Origin of the sequence: Vibrio campbellii CAIM 519 = NBRC 15631 = ATCC 25920, from assembly GCF_002163755.1 — a bacterium.
Classification (GTDB): Bacteria; Pseudomonadota; Gammaproteobacteria; order Enterobacterales; family Vibrionaceae; genus Vibrio; species Vibrio campbellii.
The window spans coordinates 1,215,034-1,237,501 of record NZ_CP015864.1; the positions used below are offsets into that span (position 1 = coordinate 1,215,034).

General features: G+C 43.4%; 17 protein-coding genes and 2 pseudogenes. 3 read left to right on the top strand and 16 right to left on the bottom strand.

Annotated features, from left to right (window positions below; genetic code table 11):
• Window positions 1-2 precede the first annotated feature (2 nt).
• The 5 genes from A8140_RS21555 to A8140_RS21580 all read right to left on the bottom strand — a co-directional run bounded on the left by A8140_RS21555 (window position 3) and on the right by A8140_RS21580 (window position 5,546).
• On the bottom strand, window positions 3-953 hold the full coding sequence (locus A8140_RS21555; protein WP_005530098.1) for a hypothetical protein: 951 nt from the start codon (window positions 951-953) through the stop codon (window positions 3-5).
• A gap of 898 nt (window positions 954-1,851) precedes the next feature.
• Window positions 1,852-2,874 (bottom strand): hypothetical protein, encoded by a 1,023-nt coding sequence (locus A8140_RS21565; protein WP_005530101.1) that lies wholly within the window; start codon window positions 2,872-2,874, stop codon window positions 1,852-1,854.
• Between the two features lie 124 nt (window positions 2,875-2,998).
• A complete protein-coding gene (locus A8140_RS21570) occupies window positions 2,999-3,523 on the bottom strand; it encodes a hypothetical protein (RefSeq protein WP_005530104.1) in 525 nt (174 codons plus the stop codon).
• A 145-nt stretch (window positions 3,524-3,668) separates the two neighbouring features.
• Window positions 3,669-4,490, bottom strand: coding sequence for an FRG domain-containing protein (locus A8140_RS21575; RefSeq protein ID WP_005530106.1), 822 nt, complete (start codon window positions 4,488-4,490; stop codon window positions 3,669-3,671).
• Window positions 4,491-4,631: 141 nt separating this feature from the next.
• Window positions 4,632-5,546 carry a hypothetical protein gene (locus A8140_RS21580; protein ID WP_005530108.1) on the bottom strand — a complete coding sequence of 305 codons (915 nt, stop codon included), beginning with the start codon at window positions 5,544-5,546 and terminating at the stop codon, window positions 4,632-4,634.
• A gap of 489 nt (window positions 5,547-6,035) precedes the next feature.
• Between A8140_RS21580 and A8140_RS21585 the strand changes: the two genes are divergently transcribed.
• The gene (locus A8140_RS21585) at window positions 6,036-7,073 is read left to right on the top strand and encodes a phage integrase (protein WP_032999990.1); all 1,038 of its coding nucleotides are present in this window, start codon (window positions 6,036-6,038) and stop codon (window positions 7,071-7,073) included.
• 111 nt (window positions 7,074-7,184) lie between these two features.
• On the opposite strand, the gene tdh is transcribed toward A8140_RS21585, so the two are convergent.
• The 8 genes and pseudogenes from tdh to A8140_RS21625 all read right to left on the bottom strand — a co-directional run bounded on the left by tdh (window position 7,185) and on the right by A8140_RS21625 (window position 18,116).
• Window positions 7,185-8,216, bottom strand: coding sequence for an L-threonine 3-dehydrogenase (tdh, locus tag A8140_RS21590; protein ID WP_005530113.1), 1,032 nt, complete (start codon window positions 8,214-8,216; stop codon window positions 7,185-7,187).
• A gap of 204 nt (window positions 8,217-8,420) precedes the next feature.
• Complete coding sequence (locus A8140_RS21595) at window positions 8,421-9,614, bottom strand: glycine C-acetyltransferase (protein ID WP_005530115.1); 1,194 nt, start codon at window positions 9,612-9,614, stop codon at window positions 8,421-8,423.
• A gap of 212 nt (window positions 9,615-9,826) precedes the next feature.
• Window positions 9,827-12,154, bottom strand: coding sequence for a putative bifunctional diguanylate cyclase/phosphodiesterase (locus A8140_RS21600; protein ID WP_038863006.1), 2,328 nt, complete (start codon window positions 12,152-12,154; stop codon window positions 9,827-9,829).
• Window positions 12,151-13,083, bottom strand: coding sequence for a transporter substrate-binding domain-containing protein (locus A8140_RS21605; protein ID WP_005530119.1), 933 nt, complete (start codon window positions 13,081-13,083; stop codon window positions 12,151-12,153). Before A8140_RS21605 ends, A8140_RS21600 begins: the two co-directional genes overlap by 4 nt.
• A 61-nt stretch (window positions 13,084-13,144) precedes the next feature.
• Entirely contained in the window at window positions 13,145-14,545 is a 1,401-nt protein-coding gene (locus A8140_RS21610) for an aminotransferase class V-fold PLP-dependent enzyme (protein WP_005530122.1), read from the bottom strand.
• Window positions 14,546-15,101: 556 nt separating this feature from the next.
• Window positions 15,102-16,474 (bottom strand): annotated as a pseudogene (locus A8140_RS21615) (sensor histidine kinase).
• A 73-nt stretch (window positions 16,475-16,547) separates the two neighbouring features.
• Window positions 16,548-17,278: pseudogene (locus tag A8140_RS21620) on the bottom strand (response regulator transcription factor).
• Between the two features lie 142 nt (window positions 17,279-17,420).
• Window positions 17,421-18,116, bottom strand: a complete 696-nt coding sequence (locus A8140_RS21625; protein ID WP_005532216.1) for a spondin domain-containing protein — start codon at window positions 18,114-18,116, stop codon at window positions 17,421-17,423.
• 357 nt (window positions 18,117-18,473) lie between these two features.
• On the opposite strand from A8140_RS21625, the gene A8140_RS21635 reads away from it, so the two are divergent.
• Both A8140_RS21635 and gloA2 read left to right on the top strand, forming a co-directional pair.
• Window positions 18,474-19,403 (top strand): LysR family transcriptional regulator, encoded by a 930-nt coding sequence (locus tag A8140_RS21635; RefSeq protein ID WP_005532218.1) that lies wholly within the window; start codon window positions 18,474-18,476, stop codon window positions 19,401-19,403.
• Window positions 19,404-19,429: 26 nt separating this feature from the next.
• A complete protein-coding gene (gene gloA2 / locus A8140_RS21640; RefSeq protein ID WP_005532219.1) occupies window positions 19,430-19,813 on the top strand; it encodes an SMU1112c/YaeR family gloxylase I-like metalloprotein in 384 nt (127 codons plus the stop codon).
• Window positions 19,814-19,865: 52 nt separating this feature from the next.
• Here gloA2 and A8140_RS21645 read toward each other — a convergent pair whose 3' ends face one another.
• The 3 genes from A8140_RS21645 to A8140_RS21655 all read right to left on the bottom strand — a co-directional run bounded on the left by A8140_RS21645 (window position 19,866) and on the right by A8140_RS21655 (window position 22,388).
• Window positions 19,866-21,305 (bottom strand): PepSY-associated TM helix domain-containing protein, encoded by a 1,440-nt coding sequence (locus A8140_RS21645; protein WP_005532220.1) that lies wholly within the window; start codon window positions 21,303-21,305, stop codon window positions 19,866-19,868.
• Window positions 21,306-21,461: 156 nt separating this feature from the next.
• Window positions 21,462-21,821, bottom strand: a complete 360-nt coding sequence (locus A8140_RS21650; RefSeq protein WP_080619525.1) for a hypothetical protein — start codon at window positions 21,819-21,821, stop codon at window positions 21,462-21,464.
• A gap of 177 nt (window positions 21,822-21,998) precedes the next feature.
• A complete protein-coding gene (locus tag A8140_RS21655; protein WP_005532221.1) occupies window positions 21,999-22,388 on the bottom strand; it encodes a cytochrome b562 in 390 nt (129 codons plus the stop codon).
• Between the last annotated feature and the right edge of the window lie 80 nt (window positions 22,389-22,468).

Below are 22,468 nucleotides of genomic sequence, written 5' to 3' on the forward strand. Positions count from 1 at the left end.
CTCTAGTATGAATTCTGATTTTTAAGGTGAGCCCAGTTTGGACAAGGTGCAGCAGTCTTTATTTTTGTTCCATACTTACTAAATTCTTGATTTGCTAATATATCAATCTGTCCATTTGCATAGCGTTTATCTTGAATCTGAGCTTCAATAGTGTTGCCAGATTTTGGATAAATCATATCAAACATGATCATAGTCTGGTCTAGCAAGATATCCTTAATCGTTTCTTGAGCTGAGTGTGCTTTACCTTTTAAGTAAACTTGGGCAAAGTCACTGCTGTTAGGATCGTTTTTGATGATCTCCAACAATGGGTCAATCTGTGCTTTAATGTCAGCTCGGCTATGAGGCTTACGCTTTACTCGTATCTCAATCTCTAGGTTGTCAGTATTACTTGATGCATTCAGGAAAGCACCTAACTTAACGAACTGTTTAGAGTCATTTCTCATCAGAACTTTTGCTTCAGATACTAAGTTGATGTTCTTAACATTGCTTTTAGCTACACCTGAGTTAATAGGCTTAAGTTCTAAAGTGTATTCAGGTGTAGACAGGAGACCATTAAGAACTTTATTTAAGTAGTACTCCACATCTTCTTCTGAAGCCCCACCATGGGAAGATGCAATGCCAATAACAGGTAGTTGATCATCAAGGTGGACGTAAGTTACTTTTTCTAGGCTGGCATTACCAATGATAGATTGTAAATCTTCAACCGTACCTGATGCTTTATCAAGTCTGCGATAGTTGTGAAGTTCTGTTGGAGTCATCAAGTAGTAGACTGACAGATAGCTAGAAGCCTTAGCAAAGTAAAGCTTTCGAGAAGTCTTTTGATGGGTCTTCTCTAGGATTGATCGATCCTTTTGGTAAGCACAGTAAAGGTCAACAATGTCCTTTACACAAATCTTGCAAGTCGTCCCTGAGGATTTGAACTTGATGGTATAGGTATAATAATTTAGCTTCATTGTGTACGTACCTGATATACAAAATAAAATTAACTATACACAAAGTGTGGGTAAAAGTATATGAAACTTACTGTTTATAAATCTTTGATGTAGTGAGTGCTACCATGAAGTTCATTTCTCGGTGGACCTGAGAGCATTAGGACTTGGTCACTCTTGTTTTGTAAAGGAATAATGTTGCTTTTGTTTTCTCGGATTACATTTAATAAATAACTCAACCCACTTACTCTGTAAACATTGCCTTGGCTGATTTTGAAGCATTTTTGAGCGAGAAAGTGCCAAGGGTAGAAATTCGACCTAAGAAACTCTTGGACAAAACCTTCTTAGCTTAAATGACTTAGTTGCATCAAGATCAGGTATGAAAAAGTATCTTGAAACTATAGTCTCTTGTTAGGGCTTGACCTACAGCAAGAACCATATTAGCTTATAGTTTCAACGTGTTGATGATCTGCTACCAGCTGGTGATTCTAGTTAGTTGTGCCAATACATGGTCGAAAAGAAGACCAATCATAGAACCAATATCTATAGGCATAGACGGAGATATCGCCATGTTGTTATCTATAACACGTATCACCACGCTCTTCATTTCCACTACGCTGATCATTTTTAGTGGCATTTTAACTCTTTCCGACAACGAAAACGCCACTGCCTACCTAAATTCAGGCGTTGATCTACTAAAATCTTTGAACCAGAGCTAGATTTCCTACAGGACTCCCAAATGGTACTGTACAAAAGTTGTTAGGTACCATTTGGTGAAAAGAGCCCTAACGCCCTGTTAAGGGGTGAGCAACGCAATACCGAAGCTTCCGCACACCACCTTAAACACAAAACGCAACGCATGGCAAAAGTGCCGAGCGTTGCGAATCACTCTTAAACAGATTGTTAAATGTATAAGCTCCACCTAACCATCTAACTTCATCGAGGTTTTAGGCATAAGTTCTATTATTGAACGTCCAGCACCCGCCTGTGAGCCAGAATTTTCGTTTTTAATGTAACCAGTATCTTGTGGGGAGAAAATACAAGAAGCTGCATGATTTAATACGATATCTTTAGTTTCTTCAGTCACTGCTGCATCGGTTAGTGCCTTATAGGTCATTAAAGCGTTCTGTCTATGCTTGTTAACAATCGCGTTGTGCTTATGTGATAAAAAGTTTTTTGCTGCTAAGAAAAGGAGGTACGCAATAACACCAAAAATCAACACTTTACTAGTCATCAATTGTATGGCTTGTAGGTTGTCTTCAGGCTTGAACCATGCGAGTTTATGTATGAATAAAGTACAGAACGCATAGATACCTAGCACAATAGCAGCTTGAACTGTTTTGACTTTCCAATACTCAGCTGCCACTTCATGAGATTCAGATTCATCTTTGAAGTATATTGCTTGCTGAGAAACGCCTTGCTCTGCTGCAACTTTACGTACGTCAGCTAGAACATTTTCAGCTTGTTCTTGTTGAGCTGCAAGCTCACCTGTTATGCCTGTTGCCTCATCTTTGACATTTTGAAGCATAGCTCGTGCTTCGTTTTCCATTCTCTGGAAATCAACAGATTTGCTTGTCCCGTAGGAGATAAATGGGAATAGTTTTTGGAACGTCGGATCGTAGGCTGAAACAACCTGCTGGACTATCTGGTCTCTGGGTTGTTTTGGATTTTGGTTTTCAACTGTTGTAGGGTCAAAATCCAATGCTTGTTGGAATCGATTAAAATCAGCATCAGCAGTTTTCTTAATTTGGATAAGGATCCCATCTGGGAAATCTTCCAATGTGGATAAGCCTAGCTGGTTATAAAGTCTAATGAGCTTTGACGCTGGGGCTACTATTGCTGAGAAATCGAAGTTTCGCCCCAAATCTTCTTCACGCGCCAAACTTTTTGCGTCAAAAGCCTGCATCCTAGCTAAGGATTCTTGTGTAACTTCTAACTGACTCATTTAATTACTCCATTTGTAAACTTATAGATTTAACGCCCAATTAAGGTGTGAGTAACGCTACCACAAAACTAAACTTTGGCACCGTAAACACTGGACTCAAATTTAGCACCAAAAATGCCAAGCGTTAGGAATCACTCTTAAATTGTTTGTTATAAATATTTGCTTCAGCGGACACTTTTTCCAGAAAACACTCACAAACCTTTGTGCATTTACCTAAATTTTCAATGATATCTTCAGGATCTGGGGTGTTATCTTTCGCATGAACCATTGCGTGGACATAAAAAGTCAATAAGCAAGCCTGATCTAACTCTTGCATATCTTCCGCTAAATTAGGAAAGTAGAGACCGACTAACATCTTAGCTTGCCGTAGATCGACGTTTTTCAAGTCTCTCTGATGTTGATGTAGTTCCTCTTTTGTAAAGTCTCCTTTTTGATAACCCAAATATAAGAACGACTCTACAAAAAACTTCCCTTTTAGTTCATCAATAATGATATATAACTGTTCAAGCCTCTCTAAATCGTTAGCCAACATATCTTTGCTCTGTTTCAGTTTTGCCGATTTAACTTGAACAATATTAGCCAGATATACACCAACCAGAGCAAAAGTACCCGTCAACAGGCTAGGTAAAATCTCAACTAAACTCGACATATGACCTCCGAATATTGTTGTATATTTATAACGCCCTGCTAAGGGGTGAGCAACGCAATACAAAAGCCGCCGCACACCACCCTAATCACTTAAACCAACGCATAGTAAAAATGCCACGCGTTGCGAATCACTCTTGAACAGTTTGTTAGGTCTCTTTGCCAACTCTAGTTTGGCTGTAAGAGCTGAAAGTTGGAACTTTATATAAACCTTTACAAAAACCATCTAATCCTGGGTAAATTGTCCCAGAGGTAATATTCAACTGATTCAATAGTTCTAAACACTTATACCTTAGCTCCTTAGAAATAATTAACTTGTAAGCACTTCTAGGCGGCATTTTATATTCGTTCAATATTTGCTCATGTGAGAATTGCAAATGATTTGGCACAAGAAACAAGCCTTGCTGTGCAAGAAGCCTTTTATTGTAGAACTCCGGCTCAAACGCAAACAAACACATTTCATCGTTTGTCGTTTCACCGACCATAACCCGTTTGTACACGTTTTTACGTTCATCTCCAAAATGTCGATTATCTACGCGCTTCAAAGCACTATGATCTATACAATAAATTGCCGAATCTCCACTCCCACTCTCAACAGCAAAGTACAATGCTATGTAGGCTGAAAAACTAAAGTCGAGAAATCGAGTTGGAGCACCGTGGTGCTGCATAACTGCTAGCCAACTTAAAGTATCTGATGTTTTAGGTAGATGTTCTAGAAATAAATGTGCTCCAGACTTAAAGCGTTCGAGCATGATTTCTTCATAATTCAAGCTCGTAACTATTTGAGACTTTTCTCCTGCGAGTTCTCTTATCTCCGCGGCATCATTAATTGCTCTAAAGAGGGAGCTTTCCAATTTCCAATCACTACTGGATTGACCTCGATAAATCCACTTGCGATAAGGCTTAAGATCCACAAAAGACTTAAAGTCACTTATTGTGTCAATTCTCTTTATTTCAAATTTTCCGTTCATACATTCCCATGAGACCTAACGCCGCGTTAAGTGGTGAGCAACGCTGACCACCCGACCTAAACCATTGTGCCGTAAACACTAAAGCTAAATCAAACCTAAAATGCCAAGCGTTGGGAATCCGTCTTAAACGCTTTGTTATATTTATTTTGCTGACTTTAGTAATGGATTTAGTTTTTCAAGAGTATTAGCGTCCTCTCTGACTTTTTTTGCTTCTACAAATTCATTTGTCTTGGATGCATCATATACGCCTGAAAAATCTTCGGCTAATAAGCTACTTATTAATTGCTCATGCTTGCCTGAGCCTTCACTTGTTAACTCATAAGATAACTTATAATTTCTGCGTTTAAGTTGAATTCTATATAGTTGTTTATAATCTTCCATGGAGTTTCTATACTGCCTTAGTAGAAACCATGCTATCGATTCAATAAAAACCAAAATACCAACAGGTCGAATAATGGACATCGTTAAATATGCGCCAGTTATTTGTTCAGTTGTCAAAGCGTGAACTTCAGGGATGGTATTATAAAAAACAGCGACACCGATTAAAGCAAGAGATAAACCAGAAAATAACAACACAATTGAACTATTACGCATCTGTTCAACTGCAGTCATACAGTGTTTTATATCTGAATCAAATACCCCCAAGTCCTCGTTCTGAAATTTCCTTTCTTTAGCTCGTACCCTATACCTATCAACGCCCATGTCCTTTGTTAGTACCAGAAAAATAGCATAAATAACAAGCGACAGTATTATTGATACTATTATCTTGTCATACCTTAACTCAGCTCGAAAAGCACTAATCTGATCATCTAAACGATCTTTAGTCAGGTCAAATTCTACTTTATAGTCGACAAAAGACGTAATGTTCACCCAAGTTTTAAATTCTGCTGAAAGCTCATTTGGACGTTTTTCATATGCATTCTTATAACGTTCAAATTCAGTTAAAACTTTGGAGTTTTGTAAAATCCTAGCATCATCATTTCCTGCTATATAGTATGGTGAAATTGCAGGTACAAAATAAACTAAAGCTATTAAAGGAACCAACATTCTTAACATTAGAACCTGCTTTCTTCGAAAATCTCTCAATTTTTCCTCCGATAAATATAACGCTTTCTATACGGCTTGCAGCCGTTTTTTATACTCCTATAATGCAATCTTTGTGAACGCAGTTCAATTGGTAATCAATAGGTTAGTGAGATGCATTAAACATTAGTCTGCAAGATGACGCATAATTTTTTAAAAAGCTTTCGTCGAAAATCTCTCGGATAACTACAGGTAAGGCAAACTTACAATTGCAGATTGTGGTTAGACTTTAGCGCTGAGAAGGAATGGAGCACTTTCGAGCTAGAAAATGCCACGGGTAAAGATTCAACCTAGCAGCTTTCGGAAAGTTTTGAGCTAGAAAGACATTAATAAATACACTGCATATCGAAGCAATGTGATGCGGATTGCTACATTATTGTACCTTATCTCACAAACAAACATTGTATGAGAAACAACACCAGAATAAACTGTATATACGTACAGTTTATTCTGGTTTTTACTATGTCTATCCGTAACTTAAAAGACGGTTCCAAAAAGCCTTGGTTATGTGAGTGCTACCCAAATGGACGCTCCGGTAAGCGTGTACGCAAGAAGTTCTCCACCAAAGGTGAAGCTGCGGCTTTTGAACGCTTCACTATGAAAGAGGTAGACGATAAGCCCTGGATGGGTATTAAACCGGATAACCGAAGAATGAGTGTGCTTTTGGAAAATTGGTGGACTATCCATGGCCATACCTTAAAGTCAGGCAAGCAAGCCAAAGATCTCATATCCAAAACAATTGAAGAGTTGGGTAACCCAATTGCTTGCCAGTTTAAAGAGCGAGACTACCTGGCTTATCGAGCAGCTCGAACCCCCTATCGGGGCAAGAATAAATCCATCGAGATATCCCCAACCACACACAACCTTGAACTGATTTATCTAAAGGGCATGTTCAAGAAGCTGATTAAGTACAATCAGTGGAAATATCCCAACCCGCTTGAAGCAATCGAGCCTATCAAAACCAGTGAGAAGCATCTTGCCTATCTAACCAAGCCACAAATCGACGAGTTCTTTGATGAACTGCATAGCTGCAATCGAGCTATCAAGGCATCAATCCCACAAATTATTGTCATCGCAAAAATTTGTTTGGCCACAGGTGCACGAATCAGTGAGGCACTCACTCTAACTCGCACTCAAATAACCGAGTTCAAATTGACTTACACAGATACAAAAGGGAAAAGGAATCGCAGTGTGCCTATCTCACCATCTTTATATCAAGAGATATTAGATATAGCGGTGAGCGACCATGACATATTTAACACCAGTTACAAAGATGCTTGGCGTTACATAAAAAGAGCCTTGCCTGAGCACGTTCCGACTGGGCAAGCGACCCATGTTCTGCGGCACACTTTTGCTTCGCATTTTATGATGAATAAAGGGGATATTTTGGTGCTGCAGCGTATTCTTGGCCATACAAAAATCGAGCAGACTATGGCGTATTCTCATTTTGCCCCAGAGCATTTGATGCAGGCTGTTCACCTTAATCCTCTAGAGAATTAGTGGCGACAAAATGGCGGCAGCCACTGTAAAAGAGCGTTATTTAGCGGTTTTAGACGTAAAAAAGGCGACAATTTACACTGTCGCCTTTTGCTATTTAGCTGCTAATTTTGCCTATTCCCAATCAAGGATAACCTTGCCAGACATCCCGCTACGCATGACGTCGAAGCCTTCTTGGAAGTCATCAATCTTGTAGTGATGGGTGATGATCGGTGAGAGATCCAAGCCAGATTGAATCAAAGAAGCCATCTTGTACCAAGTTTCGAACATTTCACGGCCGTAGATACCTTTGATCACCAAGCCTTTGAAGATAACTTGGTTCCAGTCGATACCCATGTCTGATGGTGGAATGCCTAGTAGTGCAACACGACCACCGTGGTTCATTGTGGTTAGCATTGAGTTGAATGCGGCTGGGTTACCAGACATTTCTAGACCTACGTCGAAGCCTTCTGTCATGCCTAGCTCAGACATGACGTCTTCTAGCTTCTCTTCAGCAACGTTTACTGCGCGTGTTACGCCCATCTTACGAGCAAGTTCTAGACGGTATTCGTTCACGTCTGTGATCACTACGTGGCGAGCACCAACGTGCTTCGCAACTGCAGCAGCCATGATACCGATTGGGCCAGCACCTGTGATAAGCACGTCTTCGCCTACTAGGTCGAAAGAAAGCGCGGTATGTACTGCGTTACCAAACGGGTCAAAGATAGACGCTAGATCGTCAGAGATGCCTTCAGGGATCTTGAACGCGTTGAACGCTGGGATCACTAGGTATTCAGCGAATGCACCTTCACGGTTAACGCCCACACCAATCGTGTTACGACATAGGTGAGTACGGCCGCCACGACAGTTACGACAGTGACCACACGTGATGTGACCTTCGCCAGATACGCGGTCACCGATTTCAAAGCCACGAACTTCCTGACCAATCGCAACCACTTCGCCCACGTATTCGTGACCGACAACCATAGGCACTGGAATTGTCTTTTGTGACCATTCGTCCCAGTTGTAGATGTGTACGTCTGTACCACAGATAGCGGTTTTCTTAATTTTGATCAGAATGTCGTTATGGCCAACTTCAGGTTTATCAACCTCAGTCATCCAAATGCCTTGTTCAGGCTTTAGCTTTGATAATGCTTTAATTTTCATAGTATTCACCAAATATTGCCCCGCTCTATGCGTGACAAAAAATTCTTTCATCTAATGCGTTTAAAGAAGAAATAAAGGCTTTACCCATGAGCCGACTCAGAAGAGTTGGGAAAGCCTTTTTATCTTTAAACGCAAGCGCTTTTCTCATTCCCATCTAATCCCTCTCCTCTGCTTTAGAGGAAGGCTGGGAAGGGAGAACAAAACTTAGATGATACCCATGTCCTTACCAACTTGGATGAACGCGTCGATTGCACGGTCTAGTTGCTCACGAGAGTGCGCTGCAGACATTTGAGTACGGATACGCGCTTGACCTTTTGGTACAACAGGGAATGAGAAGCCGATTACGTAGATGCCTTTCTCTAGAGCGCGCTCTGCGAATTCTGCTGCTACTTTTGCGTCACCAAGCATGATTGGAATGATTGCATGGTCAGCACCACCCATTGTGAAACCAGCATCTTCCATGCGAGTACGGAAGTGTACTGCGTTTTCCCATAGACGGTCACGTAGGTCACCGCTCTCTTCTAGTAGGTCTAGAACGCGGATAGAAGCGCTTACGATTGCTGGTGCAACAGAGTTAGAGAATAGGTATGGACGAGAGCGCTGACGTAGCCAGTCAATCACTTCCGCTTTACCAGACGTGTAACCGCCTGAAGCGCCGCCCATTGCTTTACCTAGCGTACCAGTGATGATGTCGATACGGTCAACCACGTTGTGGTGCTCGTGCGTACCTGCACCTGTTTTACCCATGAAGCCAACAGCGTGAGAATCATCAACCATAGTCAATGCACCGTACTTCTCTGCTAGGTCACAGATAGCTGGTAGGTTTGCTACTACACCGTCCATTGAGAACACGCCGTCCGTTACGATAAGAATGTGGCGAGCGCCTGCTTCTTTCGCAGCAATCAGTTGTTGCTCTAGCTCTTCCATGTTGTTGTTCGAGTAACGGAAACGCATTGCTTTACATAGACGAACACCGTCGATGATTGACGCGTGGTTTAGTGCATCAGAGATGATTGCGTCTTCTTTACCTAGAATCGTTTCAAATAGGCCCGCGTTTGCGTCGAAACATGATGTGTAAAGAATCGTGTCTTCTTTACCCAGGAACTTAGAAAGCTTCTGCTCAAGCTCTTTGTGGATGTCTTGAGTACCACAGATGAAACGTACTGAAGCCATACCAAAACCGTGCTCGTCCATGCCTGCTTTACCCGCTTCGATAAGCGCTGGGTGGTTAGCAAGACCAAGGTAGTTGTTCGCACAGAAGTTCAGAACTTCTTCACCAGTAGAGATTTTAACCGCTGCTTGCTGCTGAGACGTGATGATACGCTCTGCTTTGTAAAGGCCTTCCGCCTTCACTTCTTCAATTTGCTGTTCAATCTGTTGGTAAAATGCAGAAGACATTCGCAATTCCTTCCTGTTTATTTTGTCGAGTTTTTACTCGATTAGAATGAGGTTGAGCCTTTATGTGACGGGCATCACAGGCATTTACTTATCAATTAAGTGTAGTGTAATTCAAGGAAGGAAAAACGATTATCCCTCAAGGTGGAAAAGCATTAATGAATCCTAGGCACGAATCCAATTAATGCTTTTCTATGAGGTTGTAATGAAAGGAGTTATAGCCAAGTTGGCTTAGCTAAAAGTGCTTCAAAGTCCTTAGCGGGTAATGGTCGGCTATAGTGGAAACCTTGCCCGAACTCACAGTTTAGGTTTTTCAAGTAATCCACATGACGCTGTTCTTCGATGCCTTCTGCAACAATCTTCAGATTCAGCGCTTTCGCCATCGCAATAATCACGTTCACAAGCTCACGGTCGGACTCATTCTCAAACATGTTCTGCAAGAAGCTGCGGTCGATCTTAAGGCGATCAAACGGGAACTTCTGTAAGTAACTCAACGCCGAGTAACCCGTACCGAAATCATCAATGGTGAGCTTAGCGCCCAGTGCTCGTAAGTTGTCTAACATCTCCATCAGGTCGCTACTGTGGTTGAACAACAAGCTCTCTGTCACCTCTACATCAAACAATTCAGGTGACAAGCCCGACTCTTCTATGTGCTGCTTGATCTGTTCGAAAAGTCGATCGCAGTATCTAAACTGCACACTTGAGAAGTTTACCGACACAAACAGAGGAGCAACGTCCTGCCACTGTGCCGCCTGTTGGCAAGCTTGACGAATCGCAAAGTCGCCCAGCTGATGAATCAGACCGTTCTTTTCGGCGATGGAGATAAACTCTTCTGGATTCACAAAGCCAAACTTCTCGTCGTTCCAACGCATCAGAGCCTCTGCACCAACAATGACGCCGCTATCGAGATCGATAATAGGTTGGTAATACAGCTCAAGAAGATCATGAGAAATGGCGTGACGAAGACGACTTTCGTGCTCTAGGAAGCGCTGTAAATCTTGGTTCATGTTGTGATCATAGAAGCAGAAAGCGTTACGGCCATCTTGTTTCACTCGGTACATCGCCATGTCCGCACACGCCAGTAGCTGCTCTGCATTGTCGCCATCTTCAGGGAACACCGACATACCGACACTCGCCGATAGGAAGAACTCGTGGTTTTGCCAAACGAACGGCTCGTTGAATACCGACAGCACGGTAGCTGCAAAACGTTTTGCGCTGTCGGCATCTTGTAAATCAGGGATAACCAACAGGAATTCATCACCGCCAATGCGTGCCAACAGATCGGTTTTACGTACTGCGTTGTGCAATCGCTCTGCCGCCAGCTTTAACACTTCGTCACCAACGAAGTGCCCCATTGAATCATTGATTTGTTTAAAGTGATCAAGGTCGATAAACATGACCAGTACGTTTGATTTCATTCGCTCTGCGCGTGACAACTCTAATTCCAAACGTTCAGAACCATAAACACGGTTAGGCAAACCAGTAAGTGCATCATGTTTGGCTTGATATGCCAGTTCCATCTCGGACGATTTACGGCGCTCAATTTCACTGGTTAAACGCTCGTTTTGCTGAGACAAGAAATCTTTACGCTTTTTCTCTTCTTCCAGTTTGATTTTCAGTTCGACGCGAGTGTTATTAAGCGTGAATGCGTACAGTAGCCCAACGACAATCATGATAGCGAGAACACTCAAACCATTGATGAACAGACGAGAGGTGTAGATGTCACGTTCACTTAATGACTCAAACCACGCCATTAATTTAAAGTGATGATGTTCGATCGGAACTTCAAAGTAGATTTTTTGCTTTAACTCTTGAGCTAATGCTTCTGGTGCCGTGATGCTTTCTTGTTCTAGTTTGCGACTGATCGAGTCCCACACTTCCATTTCAACATCATTGATCTTCAACACCATACGACTGTAGCTGTCTTCGTGTTCCTGATTAGTCAGTTGGGAAATCACCACTTGTTTGTTGATGTCTGCAATCAAGTAGCCAACGGGCTTACCAGAAAACATCACTTGCTTAACCACTTGAATAAGGACTTTGCCGCCCTCTCGTATCGCTCTGACTTCTTCAGGGTGATCGTACTCGTTAAGCAGTCGGGAAGTGTCTATGCGGTGATCGGTTTTTTCGCCAGTGGTCACAATAGTAGAGCCATCTAACCCGATTAGTGTCAGCTTTTTATATATGATTTGATTATTGACGGTTTTCGCTTCTGCTTTCTCTTGGAGCTTACGCTTCAAATTGATCAAGCTCGCGCCTAACCCGTATTCCATCGACATCCCGGAAGCAAGGTTGGCAAAAAAAGTCTGCACCGTTTTATCGGTGGATAAATGATCGACATCTTCGCTGGAAAGCGTAAATAAATTATCAAGGGTACCTGCGTAACTTTTCACCTTTAAGTCGAGTTCTCGGTGTTGTGAATCTTTTAATTTATTTTGACCTAAACTCGTTACCGTAATAATCATCGCCAAGTAGAGCGACACTAAAATCGCACTAATGGTGATGATTCTTTGACTTGATATTTTTTTTACAGACTTTCTCATATATTTTTCTTACTATCTTCTAAGAAGTAGTCATTATAGAAATAGTAAATAGATGGGTAGTATTTCTCGACCAAGGCTTGGTAAGTCCCATCTTGCTTAATTGAATTCAAATATTGGTTAAATGCGGCTTTTAGTTCAGGAGAGCCCTTACGGAAAGCCACTGCCATTTGTTGGTTTTCTGAAATTGGACCAATGACTTTGATCTCACCTGGCCACTTCTCTAATGCAATCAATGTGTCTGCCACATCTAACAACGTACTCTCGGCATCGTTTTTCATTATGGCGGGCACCATCTCATTCAAACGACGCTGGCCATCGGGCAGGATCACCTTCGCACCGGTGTCATATAAATTGTAAAGGTTTGGATCTAGGCAAGAGTGCTCCATCGCGAGTACTTCGCGTCCGTTAATGAGCGCTTTCACTTTATTAATGTCTTGTTCCACGGAGCCTGTTGGTGTGATCGGCGTTAGCGTTGAATCTGTTCGAGCGATCAACCATACCGCAGAAGGAAAGTAATCATCTGAAAAATCGATCACGTTTTTACGCCAGTCGAGGATAGTCACACCATTCGCAATCAGGTCACCTTCCACTGCCATCTTCTCACCAACGACAAGCTGCGCATCTTTGTACTCAACTTTCTGGCCTGTCAGCTTACCTACTACGTTGTTCCATTGCGCTGGTACGTATTGATAGCGAACGCCGAGAGATTTTGCGAACCCTTTTATGATATCGACATCAAGACCGGTCAGTGTCTGCATTTCGCCTTGGTCAATGTACGAAACGAAGTTCGCATAAGGTACACCGATATGACGTAGCACACCTCGATCTTTGATGTCTTGCAGATCGCCAGCCGAGACAGAAGTCGACATAAATGATGCCACCCCAATGGCAAGTGCCGTCATGGTTCGTTTGATTGTTTTCACTGACATGGTGAATATCCCTCTCTTCTACAAAGAGCCCATTAAAGGGCGCTTTGACAGTTCAACAAGGTTAGAACGAGTAGTAAAGATCCGTAATCGCTTCCACAAGACCTTCCACATCTTTCTCATCATGGAATAAATGAGTCGAGATGCGCAGTGCTTGCGTTTCGTAAGCGTCCTCTTTGTACAGCTTGAAGTTTGTTGTACGGATGATGTATCCGTATTCTTCACGAAGACGGTCACGGAACAGAGTCAATCGCTCTTTATCTGTCACATCGCTTAATGGGTTAAACGTTGTTAGACCACTGGTTAAGCCTTCCACGTTTGGCGAATACATCTGAGCATGTGGTAACGCTTCGTTAAGCAGCGTCTTACATAGATCGCTCAGCTCTAGTACACGCTCTTGAATGCGGTCACGGCCAATCTCATCCCACATCTTACAGCTATCGGCAAGTGCTTGTTTTGCTGGGTAGTTATCGTTACCAATGTATTGCATTTGCAATTGCTTGCCTAGGTGATCAGCGTGAGAAAGAGAAGAATTGATCAACCACAGTGGGTTTTCACGATCGCTCCAGTACTCATTCAAACGATTGCCGTTATCACGTACATACAAGATACCTGTCGCGCCCGGACCACACTGCCACTTATGGCCAGATCCTGCATAGAAGTCACAATCCATATCGTGGAAGTCTAAGTCGAACATACCGACAGTGTGCGCACCATCAACTAATGTTGGGATACCGTGCTGTTTTGCTAGAGAACAAATCGCTTTGGCTGGCAGCGTTGTACCTGTTTTGTAGGTAATGTGAGAGAACACGATGAGGCGAACATTATGGTGCGCTTCAATCGCTTCACGGAAGGCTTGAATGTAATCTTCTTCTGAAACCTCTTCCATGCCCGTGAAAACAGGAAGTTGAATTTCAACGACATCGACACCGAAGCGGTGTTTTGCCACATTCATTGGTGACGTAGCAGCAACGTGTTCGTGGTGAGTAGTTAGGATGACATCATCAGGCTCGAAATGCAGACCGTTGATGATTGAACATAAACCGTCGGTAGTGTTACGACTCAAAATGATTTCGTCTGGATTAGCACCAAAGCCTGGTGCAACGTCTGTCACCATTTCAGAAACATGAGGCCAAGCGCCAAACTTGTCTTTCATATCCCACGGGTACTTAGCAACGATTTTGTTGTTGTCTTCGTATCCTTCAAGAACATGTTTTGGCATCGAACCAGTCGTACCAATATTCATGTAAGTCGTTCGTTTATCCAATACAAACTGCTTTTGAACTTTACGCCAAAAGCGCTTATCGTTCTTTTTACCTAGACGGCTCCAGTCGATATTCGGTTCCTTTGCTTGAACAGCACCAGAAAACGCTGAAGCACTGACGCCAGCCACAACTGCACCAGTTGCACCTTTTAAAAAATTGCGGCGGCTACGATTAGTCTGAATAGATTCCTTGTCGCTCATCTTTTCGATCCTTGTCGGAAGTTTAGCCATATTATAAATTATGAATCCGTAACTATCTGTTACTAAACTAGTATTACCTAATAGACCTATAGTTTATGGGTTCTCGCTGCAATTAAGTGACTTTAGTTCCACTTTTTCATCTCGAGTGATGATATAAGCAACATTTTATACAACATTAAATAAACAACTAAACACATAACAGAGTATTCATTAAAACACTTATTGCCAATATAAATCACAAATCAATTTATAACTTCCCTTAGGAATACAAATTAATGATTTGTAATATTTAAATCACAAATTAGACAACAAGGTTAATATCGCTTCTAGCACGTTAAATATGTAACAATATGTACCTTTTGGTTAAATTTTATTTGCATATAGTCTTTGAAAAAAATTTAATCAATTATTCAAGATAAACATACTAAGTTGTCAAATTAGCTATTTTGGCGAGGCGTTTTTCCTAAAGCGAGAAGCCTTAAATTAGAGGCATAGAAAAACACCCAGTAGGAGGGCTTTTGATGAATGGAGCACGGCTATGCTGAGAACAAAACGTTCACACGGCTCTCAACGTAAACTTCTGTTGGTACAGACACGACGTATCGCTGGTCTCAAGATTACTGTGATGCAGCATTAATATCGATTGAACAATCTTAGTGCCTATCCCTAAAGAACCGCTCTCTGCTTCGTGCTCGATATGATTAACAAAGGTAAAATGGATACGCGATTTATCCTCACTCAAACGCGCTTGGCAATGAACCTCCGAACCCATAGGACTATGGCGCAGCGCATTTTCTAGCAGATTAAGCACTAGGCGCTCTAGTAAACCTTTATCACCTACGGTTTGAATCTTATCGTCGACATCCATTTTCAATACGACTTCTTTGCGAGAAAACTGGCTCTGCATCGTCTCGGTACATTCGGTCATCAGTGCCTCAAGATCGACAGGTCGATACTCGTAGTTTGGTATTGGCGCTTCTTTGCGCGCCGAATCAAGCAATGAGTGCAATTGCGTTGAAAGCTTCTCACAATTTCGAAAAGCCACGTCAATCAGAGGATCGGATTCCGGATGCTGCAAACGCCACGTTTCCAAATACCCAAGTACGCTCGATAGCGGTGTTTTTAAATCATGGCTAAGTTGCAACAAGCTTTGGCGACGATGAGAAGATTGATATTCTAACTGTAAAAACTGCTGCTGAATGTGCTTCGCCATCATCTGGTAAGAGTTCGCGATCGGCACTAACTCCGGCAATTGACGAGTAAAATCGGGTTGTAGACGAAAATCATGCTCTGCTTGCTGTTGAAGCTGATTAGTGACGCGCTCAATTGGGTTCAACAAGCTGCGCTTACCAGAACATAAGCGCCCAATGCAAAGCCTAAAATCGACACCAAAACTAACCCCGCTAGCGCAATATAAGGTGTGTCGACCTGTGCGTTGGCGATGGCATCATGTCTGGTACTGCCAATCACAACATAGAGATAACCCAGGGTCGATCCAAGCTCTTCAATCGCGGCAACGGAAAACACTTTGTGCTCACCACGATTACGAGGGTCTTCACCCAAAATAGGAAAGGGTTCGTCATTTAAGAATTGCTTGATGGGCTGGAGATCCACTTTACCCATGATCTCTGCCCCTTCTGGTGCTGCATGGGTAGTGATGTTGCCCTGACTATCAAGAAAGTAAATTTCGAAATCAGGACCGATAAGCATGAGCGTATGAAAGATAGATTTAAGCGCTTTGGGGTTGTAATCGGTACCTATCATCAATGGGCTATCATCGCGCATATGGCTTGCAAGGTCTTTGTGCAAGCTCTGCTTGGTACGCAACTCAATCGTCTCTTTCTGCCAATTGTAAGTGAGGCCTATCACCATTGCTGCCAACAAAAACCATAAGCTCGTGAATATCACTAAGCGAGATTTGAAGCTCATTTTATCGCCTCCCTAAACAGCAACATTGATTGTGAGCGTGATTGAGAACATGACAATAAATAAATTCACCAAGTCATTGTCTAGGTTGAAATTTATACCCAACACCCCAGACGGTCTGGATGAAATGATGATCAGAATCAGACAAAGACAACTTGCTACGTAAGCGGTTGATGGTGCTACACACGGTATGGTGATAACCGGAATGGTTGGTGTTCCAAACGTGGTCAAGCAATTCATCTTTGCTATAGACTCTACCTGGACGCGTCGCGAGGAATTGAAGCAAGGTAAACTCGGTCGCAGTGAGGGTCACATCCTTGTCATGCAAAGAGACTTGATGCAACTCTGGAATAATTCTTAACGGACCAAAATCCATCGCATCTTCTACGAGGTTTTATCCGTTTGCACTTCCGTGGTATGGCTAACACGATGCAGTACATTGCGGACTCGCGCTTGGAACTCTAATACGCTAAATGGCTTGGTAATGTAATCATCCACTCCCGCTTCTAAACCGTCGACTTTATCCATCTCCCCATCTCTGGCTGTCAGCATAAGTACAGGACTCCAATTTTGTTGCTGACGCAAATAATGGCAGATGTCGAGACCATCACCGTCTGGCAAACCTCTATCAAGGATCAACAAATCAAAAGATTGCTGTTGATATTGCACTTTAGCCTCAGCGATATTCGTTGCTCTCAACACTTGATGCCCTTGAAACTTGAGATGCATTTGAACCAGCTCCGCCAAATCATCGTCATCTTCCACCAGCAAGATGTTCGCGACTAAATTGATTGCCTGTTGTTCCATGGTCCTCTCCTTGCCTTCAAGTATCCTCACTTTGCACATGACCGGAACAGGTCAGAAATCCTTTCAAAAAAGGTTCCGATGACGCCATGAGGGATGTGCTTAGTACAAGCACTTTGGAAAGGAGACGTCATCGGAGCCTGTTTTAGTCGACTCGAGTGATGGTGACTTTCGCACCAGGGTTCAAGAAGCGGTGGTTCGCAGAGAGCGCAGAATTTGCAAATCCGTCATCTTGGCTAATAACACCAGCATGGAAAGCAACGACATCATTGCTATCATTACGAGCAGCATTAAAGCCCTCACCACCACCTGCGGGCCCCGGAATGGTGGCTGCAAGCTCATCGTTAGGCTCCGTACCGGAGTCCCAAACGTTCATGCCCATTTGATAGCTTTCACCGACCGCTAACGATTTTAGCGACAGCCCTGTTTCGCCAACAAAGGCATCATTGGTGTTAACGAACATAGACGCCACAGACAAGTAACCGTAACGACTAGGGTCAACAGTGATGGTGACTTCATCTGAAGCCCCCGGCAGCACCAATCCGTTAACTGACACGCCTTGGTAAACATCGTCATTACTGTTCATCAGATTAATTAGCTCTGCGTTACTGCCACCCTCTGCAAGGTGCTCAAGTTCGACGGATGCGGCTTGGCCAATTTCAAACAGTTGGTAGTCACCGTTATGAGTGAGCACTGCAAGCGGAGACATAGGTTGGTTCGCGGTTAGATTAGCGACGTTGACGGTGTAGCGATACGACTTAACTACATCGTTATCATCATCGCTTGGACAACCGGCGAGCAAACCGACTGAAGCTGCTACGAGTAAGATTCTGACTTTCATACATCCCCCTTACTTCACAACAATGGTGATGATCGCAACTGGGTTCAACCAACGATGACTGCTGCTGTCTAGATCACTGAAGTGGGTAGAACCTTATGAGGTAAAGTATCGAAAGTGGTACGAAGAAGTGAAAACTTCACAGCAATATTCAATCACTGAGCGAGAAGCTATCGAGTTGATTGCAGACCATGAAACGGCTATTTATCACTGTTGGTAGCAATACCATTCTGGAGCATCTGGTTTGCCTGCGCTCGACGCATTTTTGATAAAATATCACTAAAGCGAGATGAGCACACTTGAACCATGTGGAGTCGTGCAAGACAATATCTCTATTCATTTGCGCACCACTGACTATTTATGGTTAACCCAAAACTTATCGCCCTACTCCCTGATCTTGCTTCGTTTATCTTAGTGGTAAACGAAGGTAGCTTTACTGCTGCCGCCAAACAACTCGGTGTGACACCGTCAGCACTCAGTAAGCTGATCACGCGCCTAGAGCAAGCACTCTCAGTAAAATTGTTTGAGCGCACCACTCGCAAATTGATCATCACGCAAGCAGGGCAAAAAGTTTACGACCAAAGCATTGCCATGGTAAACGCGGCTCAGCAAGCGGTTGAATTGTCGGCGGAAGATCATGCCGAGCCCACTGGTGCTCTCACTGTGGCGGCTCCCGAAGCCTTTCTTAATTCCGTGCTTCAGCCATTTGTGCTGCCATTTCTAGATCGCTACCCAAATATACAGCTCAAACTGCGTGCTGCCGATGGTGAGATTGATCTGTTTCGCCAAAGCATCGATGTCGCGTTTAAGCTCACCGACAAACCCGATGAGAACCTGGTACTCAAAGAGATCAGCAAGACCAATCTGGTGTTGTGTGCTTCTCCAGATTACCTCGCCAAGCACGGTATGCCAGGGCACCCAACCGAGCTTGAGCAGCACGACTGTATTTACCTTGCAGAGAACGACAAAGACAACATCTGGTCGTTCTTTAAAGAGGAAGCGTTCCACTCGATTGCAGTGAGTGGCCGTTATGCTGTCAACCATTCACAAATGCGCTTAAATGGCGTTAAGTCCGGCTTAGGGATTGGGATCTTTCATGACTTCGTGATTAAAGACGCGTTAGAACAAGGTGAAGTGGTGGAAGTTCTACCAGATTGGATGATCAAGAGTAATTACCACGGTGCTATCGCGATGCAGTATGCACAAACCAAGTACATGCCTGCTCGCCTGCGCGTGTTTATCGATTTCGTTAAGGAGCATTTAGTCTCCGAGGATACTAACCATGCTTGAGCTAACCATGTTTGAAGAGACGAACCATGTTTAATGCCATTCATCACGTCGCGATCATTTGCAGCGATTACTCAAAGTCAAAATGCTTTTACACTGAAGTGTTGGGATTAAAAGTCATTGCTGAAAATTATCGTAAAGCCAGAGACTCACACAAGCTTGACCTCGCCTTACCTGACGGCAGCCAAGTTGAACTGTTTAGCTTTCCAGACGCACCGGAGAGACCGAGCTTTCCCGAAGCACAAGGGTTGAGACACCTCGCGTTTTTGGTTGATGACGTTGAGCAAGCAAAAGCCTACCTCGAATCGAATGACGTTGAAGTTGAGCCAATTCGTATTGATGAATTCACAGGCAAAGCGTTTACCTTCTTTCAAGATCCAGATGGCTTACCGCTGGAGATTTACCAGAAATAAAAAGAGCCAGCACTTAGCTGGCTCTTTTACTATTCCACTCTTTTCTGTGTTGCTAATTCAACGCTGTTTGCAGCTTCTCGATTCGGTTGAACAACAACCAATCCAGTGCGAGAACCGTCACAATCGCCAAGCCACCCATCGGGAACGCCAGACACAATACGACTAACGTTGCCAAACCAAGCTTCCAAATGCCATCTTGCTGAAACTTAGGTGGCGCCCCCAATGCTGCACTGCGGCTAGGGCGACGAATCCACCACATCACCACACCTGTGATTGAGATTAAGATGAACGCCAAACAGAACACCACGTTGAGTACTTTGTTAAGCACACTGACATCGCCTTGGTGCAATGACACACCTGCCGCCATAAACTTGGCAAATAGGCTGTAATCTTGCCACGTCACGTCCACCAGCAAGCGACCGGAATATTGGTCCAAGTGACTGGTGCGATCTTGTCTTGGATCGGAAATATCACCGCCCATCGAGTTAGCCGCAACGGTATAAACGCCTGTTTCAGAGCGTGGCAAAAACAGCTTATAGCCCGTAAAGCCCATCATTTCCGCTTTATGGATGATGTCGTCAATAGACAGCGCACCTTGGCTGCCTGCGTATGCCATATCTTCCTTCATATTGGCATGATCATGAGCGGGCTTATCTTTTGACTCAGGCACAGCAGCAAGCTCTAAGTTCCATGGCATTTCTTCAGACGCACCATGATTTAGATCTTTGTGTGTCAGTATCGATTCTGGTTTCTCGCCCCATGTGTAATAAGTTGGGAAGGTATTCCACGCCTGCACCATTTTTGCTCCCCAAACTCCTGCCCAAGACAGACCCGAGATTAAAAAGAACAGCAACACAATCGACAACACGCCACCTAAGTTCGCGTGTAAATCTCGCATCAAAATACGAGTGCCGTTGCCAAAACGGATTTTCATAAAGCCTGCTCGGCTTGCGTTATCTCTTGGCAGCCAAAGGTACAAACCAGACACCAAAAGTAAAATGCCCAAACTTGCTGCAATTTCAATTAAGCGGTCGCCTAGGTCGCCGATGAGCAAAGTGCCGTGAATGCTGTTCATCAGTTCATAGATGCTATCACTACGGTCAATGGTGCCTTGCACGTCTCCTGTGTAAGGATTTACTGCAACAATCAGTGAGCTACCTTCTTGGTTTTGAATCGAGAATCGGTTGGCGATATCGGCCGTTTTAGCAGGTATAAATTGAGTGACATTAAAATCGGGATAGGTCTGCTTTACGGTTTCTAATTGGGTGGAGACAGGAACAGGTTGCTCTTGTGGCGAAACTTGTAATATCGCCTCGTATCGAGCCAGTTCGATTTCATCATCAAACAGCATCACAAGCCCTGTAAGGGAAAGAATGAGCATGAACGGGATAACGAATAATCCTGCGTAGAAGTGCCATCGCCACGTCATAAAGTAGATGGATTTTGCGTGCGAGGCTTCCTTGAGTTGAGGCTTTGCCGAGTTTCTCAACATATGTATTTTCCTTTTTTTCATAGTTAAACGCCCAAATTCAGCCAAACGCATCCAGCGCATACTTCATAGGTATGCGGCGCTATTTGACTTAGATTCGGGAGTACCACTGCTCGAAGTGGCAGTGTTGTTGGCTTTATTTACTTGTAATTGTTTTTGTTATGAGAAAAGGGAAACAGGTGGCGCGCGAGGAACTGGCGTTTCAAATCGCACACTTAGAGCCAAATAAGTGTAACTGTCAGAAATCACCGAGCTCAGTCGTGAAAGTATCGGTATCGTTGGAAGTGTATCGTGATGAAAAGTCGAGAAATGGCTAAAAGGACAAGGCTTGCCTTTGTGGCTAACGGAGTTGTCACCCTTTTCTATCTGAACCAATTCAAAACCGTTAAGTGTACATAGCGTCGCCCACACACCCATGCTGTTACCATGAGCATTGATAACAGGCATCAGCGTCACTAGCACCCAACTTAGAGCACTAGCAAATAGCATGGAGCGATAAAAAGGAATTAATCTACGCATAACGGTGACTTAACAAATTTCACACAGCGTAACCAATTCTGAGTGATAGCTCAAAAAGAGAATCAATAAGTGGATTCTGCCTCACAGGTTTTCTTGAACACCTCGATTGACAGGCACAAAAAAGCCCGCCGTAGTGGCGGGCTGATATCGTATTCTTTCAAATAACTCAGTGAGCGATTAGCCGAACAGCTTGCTCCAAATGCTTGGGTTACGCTTGTCGTGATACTCTTCACGTAGGCTATCGATTTCACGCAGTTGGTCTTTAGCTTCCTCTAGCTTGCCCGCATCAAGATCCGCTTCAATCTTGTCTAGCGTTACCGTCAGCTTGTTAAAACCTTCTAGGTAGATATCGAACTTCTCTGGTGGGTAGTTACCACGCTTAGATTGCTCGACGATCGCTTGCAAACTATCAATCGCAGATTTCATGGTGTCAACATCAGACGCTTCTGCCGCCTGTTTGAATTCCATCTTCATCTGCTTCATGCTTTGTTTTAAATCGACGGCTTCTGCCATTGCGTATGTTGAGCCCAACGCAATTACACACCCCAATACTAAAGGACGTAACATCTTCACTTCTCCATTGAATACCGAATTCTCAGTCGGCTTTTTATTGCGAGCAGTGTAAAGCAATCCCTTAACACTTGCAT